Origin of the sequence: Phorcysia thermohydrogeniphila, from assembly GCF_004339575.1 — a bacterium.
Classification (GTDB): Bacteria; Aquificota; Aquificia; order Desulfurobacteriales; family Desulfurobacteriaceae; genus Phorcysia; species Phorcysia thermohydrogeniphila.
Genome location: NZ_SMFV01000001.1, coordinates 235387 through 255893 on the forward strand (window position 1 = coordinate 235387; position 20507 = coordinate 255893).

Annotated in this window: 17 protein-coding genes; 9 read left to right on the forward strand and 8 right to left on the reverse strand. The window is 46.1% G+C overall.

The genetic code is table 11. The annotated features are described in order from the left end of the window. The first annotated feature begins 36 nt into the window (after positions 1–36). Both ligA and CLV27_RS08610 read left to right on the forward strand, forming a co-directional pair. Positions 37–2214: an NAD-dependent DNA ligase LigA gene (gene ligA / locus CLV27_RS01210; protein WP_132524995.1), complete on the forward strand. Its 2178-nt coding sequence runs from the start codon at positions 37–39 to the stop codon at positions 2212–2214. Next, positions 2214–2336, forward strand: a complete 123-nt coding sequence (locus tag CLV27_RS08610; RefSeq protein ID WP_274542978.1) for a hypothetical protein — start codon at positions 2214–2216, stop codon at positions 2334–2336. The genes ligA and CLV27_RS08610 overlap by 1 nt, the downstream gene beginning before the upstream one ends. On the opposite strand, the gene CLV27_RS01215 is transcribed toward CLV27_RS08610, so the two are convergent. From CLV27_RS01215 to dnaX, 7 genes are read right to left on the reverse strand one after another with little or no spacing between them, the layout of a single operon-like run. Next, positions 2314–3606, reverse strand: coding sequence for a TolC family protein (locus tag CLV27_RS01215; protein WP_132524997.1), 1293 nt, complete (start codon positions 3604–3606; stop codon positions 2314–2316). The genes CLV27_RS08610 and CLV27_RS01215 overlap by 23 nt on opposite strands. Continuing rightward, entirely contained in the window at positions 3603–5135 is a 1533-nt protein-coding gene (locus CLV27_RS01220) for a DHA2 family efflux MFS transporter permease subunit (protein WP_132524999.1), read from the reverse strand. Before CLV27_RS01220 ends, CLV27_RS01215 begins: the two co-directional genes overlap by 4 nt. Before the next feature lie 2 nt (positions 5136–5137). Continuing rightward, on the reverse strand, positions 5138–6397 hold the full coding sequence (locus CLV27_RS01225) for an HlyD family secretion protein (protein ID WP_132525001.1): 1260 nt from the start codon (positions 6395–6397) through the stop codon (positions 5138–5140). Positions 6398–6454: 57 nt separating this feature from the next. Continuing rightward, on the reverse strand, positions 6455–7027 hold the full coding sequence (locus tag CLV27_RS01230; RefSeq protein WP_132525003.1) for a TetR/AcrR family transcriptional regulator: 573 nt from the start codon (positions 7025–7027) through the stop codon (positions 6455–6457). Between the two features lie 49 nt (positions 7028–7076). Next, complete coding sequence (locus tag CLV27_RS01235; RefSeq protein WP_132525005.1) at positions 7077–8183, reverse strand: aminotransferase class I/II-fold pyridoxal phosphate-dependent enzyme; 1107 nt, start codon at positions 8181–8183, stop codon at positions 7077–7079. 13 nt (positions 8184–8196) lie between these two features. Further along, a complete protein-coding gene (locus CLV27_RS01240; RefSeq protein WP_132525007.1) occupies positions 8197–8763 on the reverse strand; it encodes a response regulator in 567 nt (188 codons plus the stop codon). Continuing rightward, positions 8760–10136, reverse strand: coding sequence for a DNA polymerase III subunit gamma/tau (gene dnaX, locus CLV27_RS01245; protein WP_132525009.1), 1377 nt, complete (start codon positions 10134–10136; stop codon positions 8760–8762). Before dnaX ends, CLV27_RS01240 begins: the two co-directional genes overlap by 4 nt. 142 nt (positions 10137–10278) lie before the next feature. Here dnaX and CLV27_RS01250 point away from each other — a divergent pair, with 142 nt between their 5' ends. Genes CLV27_RS01250 through CLV27_RS01280 form a run of 7 tightly spaced genes read left to right on the forward strand, consistent with a single transcriptional unit; the run spans position 10279 to position 17945 of the window. After that, entirely contained in the window at positions 10279–11796 is a 1518-nt protein-coding gene (locus CLV27_RS01250) for a glutamate synthase-related protein (protein ID WP_132525011.1), read from the forward strand. Between the two features lie 11 nt (positions 11797–11807). After that, positions 11808–12260, forward strand: a complete 453-nt coding sequence (locus CLV27_RS01255) for a 4Fe-4S dicluster domain-containing protein (RefSeq protein WP_132525013.1) — start codon at positions 11808–11810, stop codon at positions 12258–12260. A gap of 11 nt (positions 12261–12271) precedes the next feature. Then, complete coding sequence (locus tag CLV27_RS01260; RefSeq protein WP_132525015.1) at positions 12272–13561, forward strand: NAD(P)/FAD-dependent oxidoreductase; 1290 nt, start codon at positions 12272–12274, stop codon at positions 13559–13561. Continuing rightward, positions 13561–14682, forward strand: a complete 1122-nt coding sequence (locus CLV27_RS01265) for a class II glutamine amidotransferase (protein WP_132525017.1) — start codon at positions 13561–13563, stop codon at positions 14680–14682. The genes CLV27_RS01260 and CLV27_RS01265 overlap by 1 nt, the downstream gene beginning before the upstream one ends. Positions 14683–14700: 18 nt before the next feature. Then, positions 14701–15495: a GltB/FmdC/FwdC-like GXGXG domain-containing protein gene (locus tag CLV27_RS01270; protein WP_132525019.1), complete on the forward strand. Its 795-nt coding sequence runs from the start codon at positions 14701–14703 to the stop codon at positions 15493–15495. A 33-nt stretch (positions 15496–15528) separates the two neighbouring features. Then, positions 15529–16737, forward strand: coding sequence for a tryptophan synthase subunit beta (gene trpB, locus CLV27_RS01275; protein ID WP_132525021.1), 1209 nt, complete (start codon positions 15529–15531; stop codon positions 16735–16737). After that, the gene (locus CLV27_RS01280; RefSeq protein ID WP_132525023.1) at positions 16731–17945 is read left to right on the forward strand and encodes a bifunctional diguanylate cyclase/phosphodiesterase; all 1215 of its coding nucleotides are present in this window, start codon (positions 16731–16733) and stop codon (positions 17943–17945) included. The genes trpB and CLV27_RS01280 overlap by 7 nt, the downstream gene beginning before the upstream one ends. A 28-nt stretch (positions 17946–17973) precedes the next feature. On the opposite strand, the gene CLV27_RS01285 is transcribed toward CLV27_RS01280, so the two are convergent. After that, positions 17974–20505: an ATP-dependent Clp protease ATP-binding subunit gene (locus tag CLV27_RS01285; RefSeq protein WP_132525025.1), complete on the reverse strand. Its 2532-nt coding sequence runs from the start codon at positions 20503–20505 to the stop codon at positions 17974–17976. Positions 20506–20507: the final 2 nt, after the last annotated feature.

Below are 20507 nucleotides of genomic sequence, written 5' to 3' on the forward strand. Positions count from 1 at the left end.
TTAAGCTCGCAATAGACTCCTTAGTAGGAGGAGAGAATGTATACAACTACTGAAGAGAGGGAGCTCCTACAGCTAACCGATGAACTCCTAAAGCAGGTAGAAGGTAAAGATAAAGAATACTGGAAAAATCTATCCCTACAGGAAGCTAAGGAATTAGCTGAAAAGCTGAGGAATGTTATTAGATACCACGACTTTAAATACTACGTTCAGGCAAATCCCGTTATTTCAGACTACCAGTACGACAAGCTCTTCCACGCTTTAGAGGCTATTGAGGAGGCACACCCTGAAGTAGTTACTCCCGACTCTCCTACACAGAGGATATCCCCCGCTTTTACAGGCGAGTTTGAGAAAGTAAAACACTTAGCAGAAATGACGTCCTTAGAGAACACCTACTCACCGGAGGATTTAAGGGAGTGGGACAGGAAAGTCAAGCAGCTCCTTGGGAAAGAGGATGTGGAGTACATCGTTGAGCCAAAGTTTGACGGCGCAAGCGTTGAGCTGGTCTATGAGGACGACGTTCTGAAAAGGGGCGTAACGAGAGGAGATGGCTTTGTGGGCGAAGACATAAGCGTAAACGTAAGAACTATCAGAACTATTCCCCTCAGAGCTCCCTTTTCCAAGTTCGGTATAAAAGTAGTCTCAATAAGAGCAGAAGTGATAATGCCTAAAAGCGTCTTTAGAAGGCTCAACAGGGAAAGGGAAGAAAAAGGCCTTCCACTCTTTGCAAACCCAAGAAATGCGGCGGCAGGAACTTTGAGGTTAAAGAACCCCACTGAAGTATCAAAGAGAGGCCTTGACTGCTACGCCTATCAAATCCTCTACTCTGAACCAAAAGAACTGTGCAACGATCTAAAAACCCAAAAACAGGTTCTTGAAATCCTTTCAGAGTGCGGCTTCAAAACTCCCCACATTCAGAAGGTCTGTAAGAACATTGAAGAAGTAATAGAAACCGTCTTAAAGGCTCAGGAAGAGCGCGAAACTTGGGACTTTGAAGCCGACGGAATGGTCGTTAAGGTAAACAACATCTGTGACTGGGAAAAGCTCGGCGAAACGATGCACCACCCAAGGTGGGCAGTGGCCTACAAGTTTCCGGCTAAGCAGGCAGTAACGAAACTCCTTGACGTCGTTTGGCAGGTTGGAAGGACGGGAGCTCTAACCCCGGTCGCAATCTTAGAACCCGTTGAAGTCGGCGGTGTAATCGTTTCAAGGGCGTCCCTCTTTAACCCAGACCTCATAAGGCAGAAGGACATAAGAATTGGGGACTACGTTTTAGTTGAAAGGGCAGGGGAAACAATTCCCTACATAGTTGCCCCCGTTAAGGAGAGGAGAACTGGCGAGGAAAAACCAATAACCGTTCCAGAGCACTGTCCGGTATGTGGAGCTCCAATCGTCAGAGAACTTGACGAAGCAGTTCCACGGTGTCCAAACATCAACTGTCCTGCCCAGTTAAAAGAACACCTTATCTACTGGGGTAAAGTCTTAGACATAAGAGGCTTAGGAGAGTCTACGGCCAACATCCTCCTCAAAAAGAAACTCGTTAGCTCAATAGCCGACCTCTACTACCTGAGAAAGAGGATGCTGGAACTTTTAAGGCTTCCCGGTTGGGGTTCTAAAAAGACGGAGAACCTCCTCAAAGAAATAGAGAAGTCAAAAGGAGCTCCCTTCTGGAAGAAGCTCACCGCCCTCGGAATAAGGCACGTAGGAGAAAAGACTGCTCAGCTACTTGCGCAAAAGTTTAAAGACATAGAAGAGCTAAAAAACGCAACCTTTATAGAGCTTGCAGGCATCCCCGGAATAGGCCCTGTTACAGCCACAAGCATCAAGAACTTCTTCGCGGCAGAACAGAACGTAGAGATGATAAAGAAACTTGAGGAGGCAGGATTTTTATTCAGGAGAACAGAAGAAGAGGAAAAGGAAAGAGAACTTCCCAAACCCCTTGAAGGCCAGAGGGTAGTCTTCACTGGAGAGCTTGAACACTTTACAAGAAAAGAGGCTCAACGTATAATAGAACTGCTCGGAGGTAACCCTACAAACTCCGTTACGAGGAAAACCAGCTTCATCGTTGTCGGGAAAAACCCCGGCTCAAAGTACCAGAAAGCTCAGAAACTCGGCGTAAAGATGTTAAACGAGGCGGAGTTCATAGAGCTCCTTAAAAGATTTTCTGCCCAAAACGAGGAAGTTAAAGAAATCCTTAAGGAGAAGGGAATTCTGTAATGGGTGAGGAGAAGTACCAAAAGATTATAAACATAATGGGGACTGCAATTGCAGTCCTCGTTATCCTTTTCATACTCCTTTCCTTCTACCTCTTTATGTTTACGGAGCTCCTTTCAAGGTAACGCCTGTAGCGTACTCAAGCTCTGCAAGAGCTCTGTTATAGTCAGCAAGAGCAGAGTTTAGGAATCCTTCTGCCCTTGCAAGGTAGGCTATGGCGTCAACAACTTCTGTAGAAGTACCAACGTGTTCCCTGTAACGTTCCCTTGAAGTTTTGAGGAGCTCCTTCGCATCCTCTACCATCGCCTCTGCCGCCTCTACTCGCGCTTTTGCTGCCTTCAAGGAAGAAAGAGCAGCAACAACCTGAAGTCTTACAGCGTGCTTAGTCTCTTCAAGAGAAAGCTCTACCTGCCTCTTCTTACTCTTTGCTTCTTTTAACTTCCAGAAGCGCTTTCCTCCCTGAAAAATCGGGAAGTTAACCAAAACACTAACAGCAGAAGCATCAAAAGTTCCTATTCCGGGGTACTGGTCAGTTCTATCATAGGAGAAACTAAGGAAAACGGCAGGCAAGAACTGGGAATAGGTAAGCTTAACGCCGTAATCTGCTCCCTTTTTGGTAGCTTGAAGAGCCTTTATAATTGGCCTGTTCTCAAGGGCTAAGTCTATAAGCTCTTCTTCAGACAGCTTAACTGGAACGTAATCAAGCTTTTCTCCATCTAGAGGGATATTCTCCAAAGAGTAACCAGTATCCTTTTTTAACTTCTCTAACGTTTTCCTGTAGGCACTTTTCGCTCTCTCAAGGTTCTCCTCTGCCTCCTTCACCTTAAAGGCAGCTTCCAGTAAATCTCTGCGTGGAACAACTCCTTCGTCGTAGAAGGCTTTAACCGTTTTATAGTGCTCCTTAGCAGATTCTAAGATCTTCTCAGCTATCTCTACAGCAGACTTTGCTTCAAGGAGCGAGTAGTAATCCTTTTTTACTTCCGTTAAAACTTTTAGCACGGTTTCTTTAAACCTATAAAAGGTAGCAGTTTTAAGCTCCTTTCTGAGCTTAACACCAAAAGAAAGCCTCCCGCCAGTAAAAAGAGGTTGCCTGAGACTCAGCTTAAACTCGTAAAAGCTGCTTTCCAGTATCTCAAAGCGTGTCGCGGGAAGGCCGGGAAAGGCCATTGAGTACCCGGGAACGTCAGAAAGAGAAGTTCTCGTGTACTGGAGGCTAATATCCGGAAGGAAGTTTGCAATGGCCTCCCTGTACTGGAGCTCCGAGATTCTCTCCTCTTCCAGAGCTCTCTTTATTTCAGGATTGTTCTCAAGAGCAGCTTTAACGATAGTAGAAAGAGTATCTGCCTTCACCGTAAAGGGTACCAAGAAAGCCAGTAAAAACGCTAAAAACCTCAACTTTTAACTCCCTCAAAGGTTTTACCTATTAAAAGAGCAGGTATCAACGTCAGGATACCGCAAATAGTCGCAAAGAAGAATGCATCTCCAAAGGAGTGCCAGTAGGCAGCTTTTTGGAAAAGCATACCCATAACGGCCTTAGCTTTTACGCTAAGCAAGCCTTCCGCTGTTGAACGGGCGTAGTAGAGGAACTGTTTCCAACCTGAAAGGAATTCTGTAACTTGAGGAGAGTAAGGTGAAACTTTTTCTCCCATTCTTAGGAGGTGACCAGACTGAGAGGAGATGAGAATGTAGGTGGAAATTGCCGTCCCAACGCTACCACCAACAAGCCTTAAAAGGTTCTGAAGGGCAGAGGCCTGTCTTAGGAGCTCCCCTTGGAAGTTCCCCAGGGAAATCTGCGAAAGCGCCGGGAAGAAGAATCCCATTCCCGCTCCCCAAGGAAGGAGAAGAAGGATTATCTGGGTCTTACTCATATCAAGGTCAAGCCTTGACTGGATGTAAGTTCCAAGAGTAAAGACGAGAATTCCTACGATTATAGATGTTTTGTAACTTAAGAGCTTTCTGTCTAAGAGAAAACCTACAATGAGACTTACAATACCAGTCGTAGCTGCTGGGAAAAAGAGTATTTCTCCTGCATCTACTGTAGGAAAGCCCCTTAGTTTCTCAAGGTAGAGGGGGAGCAAAAAGTATGATGCGTAAACTCCCATTCCAAACAGCGCAAGAGAAAGAACCGGGAAGCTAAAGAAGCGATACCTAAAGAGTTCTAAGTTCACAAGGGGGTTACCTGTCCTTAACTCGTAATAAATGAAAAGAATCGCCGTAACCGCCGCGACGTAAAGGAGCACTACCGTCCTTTCGTCGCTCCATCCCCAGTCATTACCCTTAGAAAGGGCAGTTATAAGCGAAGCCAGTGAAACAGAAAGCAGTGCAAAGCCAATAACGTCAAGTTTTTCATCTCCTCTGTGCTCTTTTCTATCATCCTTCATCAAAAGCATCAGAAGGTAAATTACGAGAACTCCCGGCAAAAGGTTGACGTAAAAGACCCAGCGCCAGCTCAAGTGCTCTGAAAGGTATCCTCCAAGTGTAGGCCCTAAGGAAGGACCAAAAGTTGCTCCGAGGGCAAACATTCCCATAGCCATTCCACGCTTTTCTGGCGGGTAGAGCTCAAAAAGAAGGGTCATTGTCATCGGAACGGCAATTCCTTCTCCTACGCCCTGAAGAACCCTTCCAGCAATCATTGTCTCAAGGTTCGGAGCTATGCCGCAAACAGCACTCATAACGGTAAAGAGAGCTATCCCGAGAAGGTACGTATTCCTGTGTCCCAGTTTCCCACCAAGCCACCCAACTACTGGCATAGCAACGGCAGAGGCAATCATATAGGAGGTTATGACCCACTGGATATCGTCGGGCTCTGCCTCAAAGGCGCTCATCATGTGGGGAAGAACAATGTCAACAATGGTTGTGTCAAGGAGAGTCATGAACATACCGGCAACTATAAGGACAGAGATAACAATGAGACGCCTCTCCAAGGCTACCTCTTTATGTAAACTGTGACGTTTGTTCCCGGCTTGATGCACTCTGGAGGAACTCCGTCAAGAAGGATTTTCACTGGTACCCGTTGAGTCACGCGGGTATACTCTCCTTGAGACGTATCCCTTGGAATGAGGGAAAAGATAGAGCCGGCAGAAACGCCAACAGAAGAAACTTTCCCCTTTAGTTCCCTCCCGCACGCTTCAAGAACTGCCTTTACAGGACTTCCAGCCTTTACATACGAGGCCTTATCCTCGTCTATCCAGGCAAGGACGTAAAAGGTGGAAGGATCATAGACAGAGTAAACTGGCAGTCCCGGTGAAACGAAATCACCAATCTCCCTCCACTTTTTAGCAACAAGGCCTGAAACGGGAGATCTAACTTCCGTATGGGAGAGGAGAATCTTTGCCTTCTCAAGGGCTTTTTCAGTAGCCCTTATCTGGGCGGAAAGTTGTTCAATGCTCTTCTTTAGCTCTTCTATCTTCCTTAAGTCTGCCTCTGAAACTTTCAAGTTCTCACGGAGAGCTCTCTTCTCTTCTTCAAGCTCTCTTATCTGCCTTTCAACTATTCCAACCTTTAAGGAAGTAGACTCTGCAAGCTTTAGGTCCTCTTTAGCAGCTTCTAAACGTGAAAGGGCCGCAGCGTAGTCAGCCTTAGCCTTTTTGTAGAGGTTTTCCACCTCTTCAAACTGCTCTTTGGAGATTACTCTCTTCTTATATAAACGCGAATACCTCTCATATTTGTTCTTGGAGCTCTTTAAGAAAGTTTCTGCAGCCTTAACGGCTTCTTGAGCGGCTTTAAGGGAGCTCTTAGCCTTTTCAACAGACGTTTCATAGCTTACTTGGGCAATCTCCTTTTGTTTCTTGAGCTGGTTTAGTTTCTCCTGTAGAGCTCTTAGCTTCGCACGGACAATTTCCACTTGAAGAGGTAACTGCTCTTCTGTTCTCTTAAGCTCCTCTAAGAGCCTCTCCTTAGAGGCGACAAGTGCAGAGAGCCTTTCCTTTAGCTCCTCGTAGTTTTTTCTATAAACGGAATCGTCAACCTTAAAGAGAACATCACCTTTCTTTACAGAATCGTACTCCTTGGCGTTCATCGCAACTATTTTGCCGGAAACATCCTGAGTGGAAACCGTTACAACATCAGCCATCTGAAAGGCGTTATCGGTTATAACGTAAATCTGGCGCAGATAGAAGTAGCGACCAAGCCAAAAGGTAAGCGCTCCTATCAAAAGGATACCCACGAGAGAAGAGAACTTTTTCATCTTAGACCCCTTCTGAACAGTGAATCACCGTTCACTACAGTTCCAAAATTAGACTCGCTAACGCTCATTGTCAAGAAGCCCAGAAAGAACGACTTCAAGAACAAGCTTTTTAACCTCCTCAGGCTCTATAGAGAGGAACCCTTTGAGCCGGAAGTAATCAATGTTTGCCAGAGCTCCAGAAATAAGGAGGAAAACTCCTTCTGGGTCCAGCTCCTTAAAAGTTCCTTCCGCAATTCCTCTCTCTATAATACCAGAAAACTTACGGACGTAGTCCTTGTACCAGTCCGAAAGGTTAAACCTCTCTGTGTCTATAATGAAGGAGCTCCCCAGCTCCCTCATAAATATCTCAAAGAAATCTCTCTCCCTTGAAAAGAAATCAACAACCGTGTTAACGTAAGCTTCAAGAGCTTCCAAGGGCGATTTCCCTTCAACAGCTTCCTCAACCTCCCTTTCCATCTCCTTAAGCTTCTTCCTAATAACCTCGCTATAAAGTTCTTCCTTACTCCTATAAAACCTATAAATAGTTCCCACAGAGACGCCAGCTTCCTCTGCTATCTTTGTTATCTTCGCTTCATAAAAACCTTTCTCCGAGAAAACTTTTTCGGCAGCTTCAAGAATTCTCTCTTTCAACCCAACCCTCCAAGAGTTAAGTCCATGCGGGATTTTACCAGACACCCCACTAAGGCTTCTCACTGAACGAAGATACTAATTCCCACAACCTTTTCAGTTCTTCTTCCGTGTGTTCGTAGTTGATGGTAATCCTGAGCCTGCTCTCCTTAACTGTAGGAGGTCTTATGGCAGGAACAAGGTAACCTTCTCTTAAAAGATACTCTGAAAGTTTAAGAGCTCTCTCCTCACTCCCCGTGATAAAGGGAAATATCGCCGACTGGGAGTCAATCCCCGTGAGTTTCCTAAAAAAGTCTATCTTTTCCCTTAGAGCTCTCATCCTCTCTGGGACAAGTTTCAGGTTCTTTAAAGTCTGACAGGCTATTGCCGGCGGGAGAGCAGTTGTAAAGATAAAGGTTCTACACCTGTTTATTAAGTAGTCCTTTAAAAGTTTCGTTCCACAGACGAAAGCTCCGAAGGTTCCAAGAGCTTTACCGAGAGTTCCGATAATAACCGTTGATTCGTCGGGAGTAAGGTTAAAGAGCTCCAGTGACGACCAGCCGACAACTCCTGTGGCGTGGGCATCGTCTATAAGGAGAACTGCCTCATATTCGTTCTTAAGGCGGAAAAGTCCTTCAAGAGGCGCTATATCGCCGTCCATACTGAAAACTGAATCGGTAACGATGAGGCAGCGCCGATAGTTCTTCCTCTCCTTTGAGAGGATAAATTCAAGAGTCTCAAGGTCTTTATGGGGATAAACCTTAACGGTTGCCTTTGATAGCCTACAGCCGTCTATGATTGAGGCGTGGTTGAGCTCATCAGAGAGTATCAGGTCTCCCTCCTTAACGAGGGTAGAGATAACCCCAACGTTTGCCATGTAGCCGGAGGAGAAAAGGAGGGAACTCTCGGTCTTTTTCAGCTTGGCAAGTTTTTCTTCAAGTTCCTCGTGAACGGCAAAGTTGCCACAGACGAGCCTTGAGGCACCTGAACCAGCTCCCCACTCCCTTAAACACTCAGGGCTATAGTTTTTTGCAAGGGCCAAGTAATCGTTTGAGGAGAAGTTAATGAGCCTCTTGCCGTTTATAACTACTTCCTTTCCTTGAGGTGTGGAAAGGGTTCTTAGGACGCGGAAGAGGTGTCTTTCTCTAAGGCTTTCAAGCTCTTCCCTAATCCAATCCAAGGCTTTTCCCGCTTTAATGGTGGTTGAGTCCGTACTTATTAATTTTCCTATATAGGTTAGATATATCTATCTCCATGAAAGCTGCCGCCTTTTTAAGGTCTCCGTTAAATTTTTTGAGAACTTCAAGGATGTAGAGTTTCTCAAACTCCTCCCTTGCCTTTTTTAAAGGGAGTTCTAAAAATTCAGAGAGAGCTCTACTATCTAACCTCTGACCGGATAGGAAAGAGCGGGCACTCTCTATCACTGAAAGGAGCTTATCGTACTTAATCGGTTTTTCTATAAAGTCAAAGGCGCCGAGTTTCATGGCCTTTACCGAAGTTTCAACAGTGCCATGACCGGAAACTATGATTACGGCTATTTTCTGGGTTAGCCCCTCTTCGTGAAGTGTTTTGAGAACTTCCATGCCAGAAGTTCCCGGTAAGAAAAGGTCAAGAATCAGGATATCGGGTTCAAGCTCTGAAAGCCTTTCCAGAACTTTAGTACCTATCTCCTCCGTAAATACCTCAAAACCTTCCTCTTCAAGAATTTCCCTCAGGGTTTCCCTGATACTTCTCTCGTCATCAACGATTAGAACTCTCATCTCCCCTCTAAAGGCTCTAAGGAAATTATTTTCGCTCCAAACATGTTAGCTATCTTGTTTATCTTCTCGTTAGATTCAGGAGAAAGCTTCAACTCCTTCCTTTTCTGTTCAGCCTTTACCTCAATGAGCTTTACCCTCTTTCCAAATTTCTTCTCAAGCTCGCTCAGTCTATCGGATAAGACCCTATAGGCTACCGAGTTCCTTGGAACAACCTCTACCACTTCCCCTAAATCGCGAACTTCCTTGATATACCTATCAACAAATGAAGTATTCAGTTCAGTTTTTTTTTCTGGCGGCGGAGCTCCAAGCGTAACGCTAACGTTTCCCTGAAGAATCTCCTCTATCCTCTTTAGCTCCTTAAAGTAGGAGAGCTTATACAGGTGGAAAAAGAGCGCCATGTAAGGATAGGGATGAAAGGCAACCTCCCTGTGGGCGTTGGAGAGAATCCTAAAGGCCGCTACCATTTCCTCTTCTGTAAACTCTCCACCCTGTAAAAACTCCCTCTCAACAACTTCAAGGAGCTGTCTAAGGACGAAGAGGGGATTGTAACCGCTGGCCTCAAGTTTCTTTAACCTCTCCCTTAAGGCCTGCTTATCTCCGGAGAAGGCAAGTTTAAGGAGGTCAAGGATGTCCCTTACAGTTAAAACGCCAAGGAACTCAGAAACCTCCTTAGCCCTAACTTTTCCTCCTCCAAGGGCTATCGCTTGGTCAAGGAGGCTTTCTGCGTCCCTCATACACCCTTCAGAGGCAATAGCAATCAGGTGAAGGGCTTCCTCCTCAAACTCTACATTCTCCTTCGTGCAGATGTCTTTTAAAGTTTCAACCATTAACTCTTTTGGAATCTTTCGGAAGATGAACTTCTGGCACCTTGAGAGTATTGTCGGAGGAATCTTGTCAATCTCCGTTGTAGCGAGGATGAAGACAACGTGCTCAGGAGGCTCTTCAAGGGTCTTAAGGAGGGCGTTAAAGGCCTCCTTTGTAAGCATGTGGAATTCGTCTATGATGTAGACCTTCTTCTTCCCTTTAGCAGGGGCATAGTGGACGGACTCGCGGAGCTCCCTTATCTGGTCTATACCCCTGTTTGTTGCAGCGTCCACTTCTATAACGTCCGGGAAAGCTCCCTTGGCTATTTCAATACAGTTTGGACACTCGTTACAGGGTTCTCCCTCAAAAGGGTTTTCACAGTTTAAGGCCTTTGCCACAATCCTTGCAGTTGTCGTTTTACCTACTCCCCTTGGACCGGCAAAGATGTAGGCGTGGGATACCCTTCCCGTTTTTATAGCGTTCCTGAGAGTTTCTGTTATGAACTCCTGACCGGTAACCTCTGAAAATTTCGTCGGCCTGTACTTTCTCGGTATTGCTACGTACGCCATCTTTCTCCTTCAACCAGTTTGTTGGAAATTATAGTATCCTCTTATAATCACCCACACAAGTTTTCTGCTCTTTATCTGACCTTCATTCGTTCAATTAGAAATTTTTAGTAAAATACTTCCACCACTTTTGGGGGTATAGACCATGCTCTTTAAAAAGCCACAGGTTGCTTTTTACCCTTTCATGGTCTTAAGAGACGACTACAAGTGCGTGCGCTGTAAGTCCTGCGTTGACCAGTGCTCATTTAACGCCACCTACTACGACGAAGACCTTGACGCGATAATGAACCACCACGAAAACTGTGTAAACTGCAAAAGGTGTGAGGCCTTCTGCCCTACAGACGCAATCAAGGTGGTAAAAAATCCCTCTACCTTCCACCCAGATGCCAACTGGACGGCGGAGGCAATAAGGGACATTCACACACAGATGCTCACCGGAGCTGTAATCCTCACATCCACAGGAAACGACAAGCCAATAAGGAACTACTTTGACCACCTCCTCCTTGACGCCTGTCAGGTTACAAACCCTCCGATTGACCCACTAAGGGAACCTATGGAGTTAAAGACCTTTATCGGCAGGAAGAGGGACGACATCCAGTTTGACGAGGATGGTATTAACATAAAGACGAAGATTGGGAAACAGCTTGAACTTGAGATTCCCGTTATCTTCTCTGCAATGTCCTACGGTTCTATCAACCTCAACCTTCAAAAAGCTATGGCAAGGGCCGCCAAGGAGTTTGGAACTCTCTGGAATACAGGAGAGGGTGGCCTCCACAAGTCCTTAAAGGAGTATAAAGACTGCACAATTGTTCAGGTAGCCTCCGGAAGGTTCGGCGTTGACCTTGATTACCTTGAAACGTCTGCCGCAATTGAAATAAAGATTGGACAGGGTGCAAAGCCGGGAATTGGTGGACATCTCCCCGGTGAGAAGGTAAACGAAGGAATTGCCGAAACCCGTATGATTCCCGTCGGTTCTGACGCCATTTCACCTGCTCCACACCACGACATCTACTCAATTGAGGACCTAAGACAGCTCATCTACGCCCTCAAAGAGGCTACAAACTACGAAAAGCCCGTCTTTGTAAAGATTGCCGCAGTTCACAACGTTGCAGCAATTGCTTGCGGTATCGCCCACGCAGGCGCAGACGCCATTGCAATTGACGGTGTAAGGGGTGGAACTGGAGCTACTCCTAAATCCTTAAGGGACCACGTTGGAATCCCAATAGAACTTGCAATAGCAGCCGTTGACGACAGGCTCAGGAAAGAAGGTTTAAGGAACGAAGTTTCTCTCATAGCGGCCGGAGGTTTTAGAAGCGCCGTTGACGTCCTGAAGGCGATAGCTCTTGGAGCTGACGCTGTTTACATTGGAACGGTTGCAAAGATTGCCGCCGGATGTACCCAGTGTCAGCAGTGCCACACCGGAAGGTGCGCTTGGGGTATAACCACTAACGACCCGAAACTTGCCAAAAGGCTTAACCCCGATATCGTTGCAGAAAACCTCTACAACCTCCTTAGAGCTTGGGCACACGATATTAAGGAGCTCCTCGGAGCAATGGGTATAAACGCCATAGAGAGCATTAAGGGCAACAGGCTAAGGCTTAGGAGCTGGGGACTTACAGAACAGGAAAACAAAATCCTCGGCGTTCTACCTGCCGGAATGTAGGAGAGGTGGAAATGTCTGGAAAGAAGAGAAAGTTAATGAAGGTATACCCAATAGAGGAAAACTGTATCTCCTGTCGCTACTGCGAAGTAGCCTGCACAATGGTTCACAGCGAGTCTCAGGACCCCGTAAAGGCCTACAAGCTTGAGGGTCTAAAGCCAAGACCTACTGTAGAGGTAAAAGGAGCTGTTTCACTCTCTGTAATGTGCCGCCACTGTAAGCACCCGTTCTGTTTTGACGCCTGCATCTCTGGCGCCATAACGGTTGACAAAAACGGCAAAGTGAACTTGGATGAGGATAAGTGCGTGGGGTGCTGGAACTGCGTTCTTGTATGTCCCTTCGGCGCTGCTCACCCGTTCGTTGAAAGGAAGCATTCTTTCAAGTGCGACCTCTGTGAAGAAAGAGGATTTCCTGCCTGCGTTGAGGCTTGTCCCAATAGAGCTCTCATTTACGACTTTGAAAGGTAAGGAGCGAGGAAATGAGATACGTCATAGTCGGTAACAGCGCAGCAGCGGTAGGCTGCATAACGGGAATCAGGAAAGTTGACAAAGAGAACGAGATTGTCGTTATCTCCTACGAGGATAGGTGCTACTCCAAACCTATGATTGCCGATGTCCTCGTTGACTTCCCGGAAGAAAAGCTCCTATACAGGGACGAGAAGTTCTTTGAAGAAAACGGAGTAACCCAGATACTCGGTCACAAGGCAATTAGCATAAACCCTGAGTCAAAGGTAGTTGTTCTTGATTCAGGGGAGCTCGTTCCTTACGACAAGCTCCTAATTTCAACAGGAGCAGTTCCGTTCGTTCCACCAATTGAGGGAAGCGATAAAAAAGGAGTGTTTACATTTACGGAGCTTGGCTCAGCTAAAGCCTTTAAGGAATACATAAAGGAAAACAACGTTAAAGAAGTCATCATAATAGGTTCAGGATTTATAGGCCTTGAAGTAGCTTACTTCTTAAGGGAGATAGGAATAAACGTAACGGTTGTGGAGCTCCTTGACAGGGTACTTGGCAAAGCCCTTGACAAGAGGGGCTCTGAAATCGTTGAAAAGATGCTAAGGGATAAGGGCGTCAACTTCATATTTAACAACACCGTTGAAAGAATTGAAGGCGATGAAAAAGTTACAAGCGTAACCCTTAAGAGCGGCGACGTGCTAAGGGCCGACGCCGTTGTTGTAGCTATCGGCGTAAGGCCAAATGTAGAACTTGCAAAAACGGCAGGTGTTGAGGTCAACAGAGGTATAGTTACAGATGACCACATGGCGACAAACGTTCCAGACATCTACGCCGCCGGCGACTGTATAGAGTGTCTTGACATAACGGACGGACAGAGGAAACCCCTTCCACTTTTCCCGCTTGCCTTTGAACAGGGGTTCGTAGCCGGTCTAAACATGGCCGGCAAGAAAATGGAATACCTTGGAGGACTTCCTCTTAATTCTCTCAAGTTCCTTGAAAAGCCCGTCCTTAACGCCGGAATTGTTGAACCTCCAGACGACTCTTACGAAGTCATTCTCAACGACCAGTTTGAGAAGAAAGGTTACTACAGAAAGGCAATTATCAAGGATAACAGGCTTGTTGGCTTTGTTGCAATAGGTGAGATAGACAGGGTTGGAATTCTCACAAACCTCATAAGGCAGAGGATAGACGTATCTGGCATAAAAGACAGGCTCGTCTCCTTAGACTTTGGACTTGTTGACCTGCCACAAGAGTGGAGAAAGGAGAAACTCGTAGAGGACAAAACGGCTTACAAAGACTGGAGGGCTGTGTAATGGCTTGCTACAGCGAAATGTCCGGTTGCGGCCTTGCCGGGATTGTAAATAGGGACGGCAAAAAAATTTCCGGAAAGTTCATATACGACTCCATCACATCTATGAAAGAGCGTGGAAACGGTATGGGAGCTGGGTATGCCGCCTACGGCATATACCCAGAGATGGCTGAATACTACGCCTTCCACGTAATGCTTGACGATATTAACTACGAGTCCGAAGTAAACGCAGTTCTCAACAGGTTCTTTAAAGTAGTAAAGAAGGAAATAATACCTACAAAAAGTGTACCTTCCCTCTACAAAAAAACGAAACCTCCCGTATTCTACAGGTACTTCGTTGAACCTAAGGAAGAAGCAAAGCTCCCAATGGAGACAGAAGAAGACCTCGTTGTTAGAGCCGTTATGACGATAAACGATGGAGTAAAAGGCGCTTACGTTATCTCAAGTGGAAAAAACATGGGAGCTTTTAAAGGGGTAGGTCACCCCGACGAGATAGGAGACTTCTTTGAGATAAAAGAGTATGAAGGTTACATCTGGCTTGCTCACACCCGTTTCCCCACAAACACTCCCGGATGGTGGGGCGGAGCTCACCCATTCACTCTTCTTGACTGGGCAATCGTCCACAACGGTGAGATAACCTCTTACGGAACGAACAAACGTTACGTAGAAATGTTCGGCTACAAGTGTACGCTCTTAACCGATACAGAAGTTGCTGCTTACATCTTTGATCTCCTCTTCAGGAAACACAAGCTTCCAATAAAGGCCGTATTTGCAGCAATGGCAGCTCCTTTCTGGAAGGATATTGAATACTACAAGGAGCGCGGAGAGGAAGAGCTCTACGAAATGGCAAAGATGATAAGGATGATCTACGCCCCCGCAATGCTAAACGGACCATTTGCAATGCTGTTTGCCTTTAAGGATGGAGTAATCGGCTTTAACGATAGAATCAAGTTAAGACCTTTTGTTGCAGCAGTTAACGGCGATACTGTATATATGGCAAGTGAGGAATCTGCAATAAGAGTAATCTGCCCAGAACCCGAAAAAGTCTGGATGCCAAAAGCTGGAGAACCTGTTATAGCGCTTCTTAAACACTGCAGCGAAGATAGCGTATGCCACCCAGCATAAACTAAAGGGAGTTAGGAGATGGAAGTAAGACAGATTGCAGAGAAAGTTTACGAGATAACCTGCGGAACAACTCATTACCGCATCGTTAACCAGAAGATAAAGGAACTTGTTGCTGAAGGCGCCGAAAGAATCGTTCTAAAAGAGGTTTACGGCCAGAGATACATAGGAACAGGCATAAGGGGAAACGTAAAGATAGAAATTCACGGAACTGCAGGTAACGACCTTGGCATTTTCCTCTATGGCCCTGAAATAGAGGTTTTCGGCAACGCTCAGGACGGCGTTGGTAACACGATGATGGCCGGCAAAATCATCGTTAGAGGACACGCCGGCGACGTCTGCGGCTACGGAATGAGGGGAGGAAAGGTTTACATAGAGGGAGACGTAGGTTACAGGGTCGGAATTCACATGAAGGGTTACAAGAACCTCATCCCGACCTTTATAGTCGGCGGTAAAGCAGGTAACTTCTTTGGCGAGTACATGGCAGGAGGAAGGTTAATCCTCTTGGGACTTAACAGGAAACCGGGTGAGGATATAGTTGGCGACTACTGCGCTACAGGAATGCACGGTGGCGTAATGTACGTAAGGGGAGAAGTACCTGAGAGGTACTTAGGAAAGGAAGTTAAAGTGTTTGAAACCGACGAAGAGGACATGAAAATCCTGAGGGAGGAACTAAAAGGCTTTTCTGAAGCCTTTAACATACCTCTTGACGAGATACTCTCTGAGCCTTTCACCAAAATCGTTCCCGTCAGCGCAAGGCCTTACGGAAGGATGTACGCCCACAGATGGGGCATTGCAAGCGGTCTGATTAAGTAAGAAAATCTGTGAAAATTAACGGAGGTTCAAGGTTTGTATAGCTATCCTGACGAAAGAGGTAAGTACGGTATTTATGGTGGCAAGTACGTTCCTGAAACGCTAATGGCGGCGCTTTCAGAGCTTGAGGAAAGTTACAGGAAGATAAAGAACGACCCTGAATTCCAGTCTGAGTTTAAAAGGCTCCTTGCCGAGTACGTTGGACGTCCAACACCACTTCAGTACGCTGAGAGGTTTTCTAAGTACTTAGGAGGAAACATTAAGGTCTACCTAAAGAGGGAAGACCTTAACCATACAGGAGCTCACAAGATAAACAATGCCCTCGGTCAGGCTCTCCTTGCCAAAAAAATGGGCAAGAAGAGAATCATTGCTGAAACGGGGGCTGGCCAGCACGGCGTTGCAACTGCAACGGCCTGCGCATTCTTAGGCCTTGAGTGTATCGTCTACATGGGAGAGGAAGACGTCCACAGACAGGCACTGAACGTTTTCAGGATGGAGCTCCTTGGCGCAAAGGTTGAGGTCGTAAAGAGCGGCAGCAGAACTTTAAAAGATGCCGTTAACGAGGCCATAAGGGACTGGGTTACAAACGTAAGGACAACCCACTACATAATAGGCTCTGTCGTAGGTCCTCACCCCTACCCTCAAATAGTTAGAGATTTTCAATCTATTATTGGAAAAGAGGCAAAAGAACAGATTCTAAAGGCTGAAGGGAGGTTACCCGATACAATCGTTGCCTGCGTAGGAGGGGGAAGTAACGCTATTGGAATTTTCCACCCCTTTATTGAGGACAAGGAAGTAAGGCTTGTCGGTGTTGAGGCTGCAGGCTACGGCCTTGAAACGGGTAAGCACGCAGCAACTCTTTGCAGGGGAAGTGTAGGAGTATTTCACGGTGCTAAATCCTACCTCCTTCAGACAGAGGACGGTCAGGTTACGCCAACCCACTCCGTTTCTGCCGGTCTTGACTACCCCGGCGTTGGGCCAGAACACTCCTTCCTAAAGGACATTGGACGGGCAGAGTACGACGCCGTTACTGATGAAGAAGCCCTTGAAGCCTTCCAGATTCTTTCCAGAACAGAAGGAATAATTCCTGCTCTTGAGAGCTCCCACGCAGTTGCATGGGTAATAAAAAATAGAGATAATCTCAGAGGACAACTTGTGATAATTAACCTGTCGGGAAGGGGAGACAAGGACGTAAATCAAGTTAAAGAAATTCTGGAGGAAAGGAAGGAACTACGCCTATGGTAGACGAAACGACTGGGCTACCTTCGCGAAGGTCGTTCTTTCAGAAGCTCTACTCACTGGGAGATAAACAGGTAATAGTAGCCATATTTGACATAGACGATTTCAGGTTCATTAACTTCTCTCACGGCTATAAAGTTGGAGACGCAATACTCAAGGCAACAGGAAGCTACATCGGTAAGGTATTCAGCAAGTATTTCTCAAATTTCTTCATAGCAAGAACAGGAGCTAACCAATTTTCCGTTATCCTCCTTGACGATGTCCCAACTGTAAGGATAGAGGAGGTATACAACAAGTACATTCACTTGGTGGAGTTCAGGCTCAAGGACGAGCTCATTAGAGCAACTATTAGCGCAGGAGTTAGCAGAGGCACAGCAAAGTGTTTGGAAGTTTTCTCTCAGGCAGAAGACGCTCTATACTCGGTAAAAGCTTCTGGAAAAAATGCAATACTCTTCTTTGAATCCTTTAGCCTTCAGGATACAGAAAGATTCCGTGAAGTAAGGAAAAAACTTATAGAAGCAATAAGAAACAAGAGCATACACCCATACTTTCAGCCGATAGTCTCTTTAAGAACGGGAGACATCTTTGGTTACGAAGTCCTATCAAGAATCAAGTATAGGGATGAAATTCTCAGGGGAGACTACGTCTTTGCCGTTGCTGACGCTTTAGCTTTAACGCCCGAGATAGACAAGATTCTCTTCCTCCATGCAATAAAGTTTTTTGGAGACTACAAGCTCTTCTTTAACCTCTCAATGAAGTACTTCTTTAGGGAGCTAAACAATATTTTCCAGATAGCAAAAACTTATTCCCTTGACCTTTCAAACGTGATTTTTGAGATAACCGAGTCTCAAAAACTCATGCACGAAGGTTCTGCCATAAGCATCTTTACAATGTTTAAAGAGCTCAAGGCCGGTATTGCTATTGACGACTTCGGAGCTGGTTATTCCAACTTTATGTACCTCAAGAAATTCCCGGCAGACGTAATAAAGATTGATGGAGCTTTTATAAAGAACGCCAAGAACGACATAAAGGATTTAACTATCGTTAAGTCCATAGTCAACGTCGGTAAAGCTTTCAGAATAAGAACCTTAGCTGAGTTCATAGAGGATGAAGAAACCTACAGGATAATGAAAGAAATTGGAGTTTCCCTCGGACAGGGTTGGTTCATAGGAAAACCTGAACCTGAACCAAAAGAGGTAAAAGTTAACATATAAAAATGGGGCGCGGGAAACGCCCCAAGGTTTACTCTTCCTTCTTCTCCTCTTCAGAGTTTTCAGTATCGGCAGTCTTTATCTCTGCCTCCTTTGGAGGAAGCTCCAGCTGCTCCACAGTAAAGGTAAACTCTCCTTTCTCCTTATCGTAGTCAACCTTAACCGTATCACCATCCTTCACGCTACCCTCAAGTATCTTGACGGACAGTGGCGTCTCAATCTCCCTCTGAATCGTTCTCCTGAGGGGTCTTGCGCCAAACTCTGGAACGTAGCCTCTCTTGGCAAGCTCAGACTTGGCCTCTTCGCTAAGAATGACCTTGATACTCCTGTCTTCAAGTCTCTTATTGAGCCTGTCAATGAGGAGGTCAACAATCTTCTTAATCTCCTCCTCGCTGAGAGGATGGAAGATGATAATCTCGTCAATCCTGTTGAGGAACTCTGGCCTAAAGCGGAGTTTAAGCTCGTTCATAAGATCTTGTTTAATCTTGTCGTAGTTCTTCTCAAACTCTTCCTTTGTAAGGTTCATAATTTTCTCAGAACCAACGTTAGAGGTCATGATTATTACGGTGTTGCTAAAGTCAACTGTCCTACCCTTAGCGTCTGTAAGCCTACCGTCGTCAAGAATCTGGAGGAGGATGTTGAATACGTCCGGATGAGCCTTCTCAATTTCGTCAAGGAGAATTACGCTGTAAGGCTTGCGCCTAACGGCCTCTGTAAGTAGGCCACCTTCTTCATAACCAACGTATCCGGGAGGAGCTCCTATCAGCTTAGAAACTGCGTGCTTCTCCATGTATTCGGACATGTCAAACCTGATGATGGCGCTCTCATCTCCAAAGAGATACTCAGCTAAGGTCTTGGCAAGCTCCGTCTTACCAACGCCCGTTGGTCCAAGAAAGAGGAAGCTACCAAGTGGCCTGTTTGGTGGTTGAAGTCCTGCCCTTGCGCGTCTGATGGCCTCAGAAATGGCCTTAATAGCCCTCTCCTGACCGATGACACGCTTGTGGAGCTCCTCTTCCATCCTGAGAAGCTTCTGAATCTCTTCCTCCTGAAGCTTAGAAGCAGGAATACCCGTCATTTCGGAGATAACTTCAGCAACGTCCTCAGCAGTTACAACGGGGAGCTCTCCCTCTTCCTTAGCTTTCTCTCTCTTCTCCTCAAGTTCCTTAATCTTGGCCTCTATATCCTTAATCTCCTTCTTGAGCTTCGCAGCTTTATCAAACTCCTCCTTCTTAACGGCGTCGTCAAGCTCAGCCCTCAAAGCGTGGAGCTTTTCTTTAAGCTCTGTAAGTTCAGGGGAGGTGTATGTTACTTCTATCTTCTTCCTTGCACAGGCCTCATCAAGGACGTCAATGGCTTTATCGGGAAGATATCTACCTTGAATGTACTTTTTGGAAAGCTTGACTGCAGCCTCAACGGCGTCGTCCGTAATCTTAACCTTGTGGTGCTCCTCAAGCTTTGGCCTTAGACCTTTAAGCATTCTGATTGCAGATTCAACGGAAGGCTCGTCAACCCATACAGGGGCAAAACGTCTTTCAAGGGCTGGGTCTTTCTCTATGTACTTCCTGAATTCATCAACGGTTGTAGCACCAATTACGCGGAGCTCTCCCCTTGCAAGAGCTGGCTTCATGATGTTGGCTGCGTCCATTGAACCTTCTGCCGCACCAGCACCAACAACGGTGTGGAGTTCGTCAATGAAGAGGATGATGTTCCCCTCTTCCTTCACTGCATCAAGAACCTGCTTAAGCCTCTCCTCAAACTCACCCCTGTACTTAGTTCCGGCTACAAGGGCAGCCATGTCAAGGGCAACAATTCTCTTGTCCTTCAGCTCATCAGGCACTTCACCGTTGGCAATCTTCTGGGCAACGCCCTCAACGATAGCTGTCTTACCAACTCCTGCAGGACCAACAAGAACAGGATTGTTCTTAGTCCTCCTTGAGAGTATCTGAATGACCCTCTTAATTTCGTTCTCCCTGTCAATAACTGGGTCAAGTTTACCTTCCTCTGCAAGGCCGGTTAGGTCAATACCGAACTTCCTGAGAATCTCAGGAACTTGCTTTCCTCCTCTCCTTGCCTTGCTGGCAATCTCCCTTGAGAGCTTTGCTTTTCCTTCTCTGTACTTCTTGACAGCCTTCCAGAGCTCTTCCTTCTCAAGGCCAAGTTTTAGTAGAATTCTGTAGGCCATTCCCTCAGGAACTTCGTAGAAAGCAAGTAGCAGGTGCTCAAGGTCAACGTTCCTTGCCCTCATCTGACGGGCAACATCAATTGAAGCGTCAAAAACTTTTTTCATAGTCGGGGTTATGTAGATTTCCTCATAACCAGCATAACCAGAAGGAATTCCGAGTCTACCGACCCTGTCAACCTGCTCACGGATAAACTTCTTAGCCCTTACCGGGTCATAGCCGGCAAGCGTAAAGATGTCAAGTACTGGAGAACCGGGAAGTTCAACCATCGCAAGTAAAAGGTGTTCTGTATCTACATACCTTTCACCAAGCTGTCTTGCAATTTCCTGAGAAAGGAGAATTGCATCCTTTGCTCTTCCACTTAAGATGTCCCAGATGTTCATCC

Coding starts and splice junctions, on each gene's coding strand:
- ligA (WP_132524995.1), top strand. CDS start 37: ATGTATACAACTACTGAAGAGAGGGAGCTCCTACAGCTAACCGATGAA.
- CLV27_RS08610 (WP_274542978.1), top strand. CDS start 2,214: ATGGGTGAGGAGAAGTACCAAAAGATTATAAACATAATGGGGACTGCA.
- CLV27_RS01225 (WP_132525001.1), bottom strand. CDS start 6,397: ATGAAAAAGTTCTCTTCTCTCGTGGGTATCCTTTTGATAGGAGCGCTT.
- CLV27_RS01240 (WP_132525007.1), bottom strand. CDS start 8,763: ATGAGAGTTCTAATCGTTGATGACGAGAGAAGTATCAGGGAAACCCTG.
- dnaX (WP_132525009.1), bottom strand. CDS start 10,136: ATGGCGTACGTAGCAATACCGAGAAAGTACAGGCCGACGAAATTTTCA.
- CLV27_RS01250 (WP_132525011.1), top strand. CDS start 10,279: ATGCTCTTTAAAAAGCCACAGGTTGCTTTTTACCCTTTCATGGTCTTA.
- CLV27_RS01255 (WP_132525013.1), top strand. CDS start 11,808: ATGTCTGGAAAGAAGAGAAAGTTAATGAAGGTATACCCAATAGAGGAA.
- CLV27_RS01260 (WP_132525015.1), top strand. CDS start 12,272: ATGAGATACGTCATAGTCGGTAACAGCGCAGCAGCGGTAGGCTGCATA.
- CLV27_RS01265 (WP_132525017.1), top strand. CDS start 13,561: ATGGCTTGCTACAGCGAAATGTCCGGTTGCGGCCTTGCCGGGATTGTA.
- CLV27_RS01270 (WP_132525019.1), top strand. CDS start 14,701: ATGGAAGTAAGACAGATTGCAGAGAAAGTTTACGAGATAACCTGCGGA.
- CLV27_RS01280 (WP_132525023.1), top strand. CDS start 16,731: ATGGTAGACGAAACGACTGGGCTACCTTCGCGAAGGTCGTTCTTTCAG.
- CLV27_RS01285 (WP_132525025.1), bottom strand. CDS start 20,505: ATGAACATCTGGGACATCTTAAGTGGAAGAGCAAAGGATGCAATTCTC.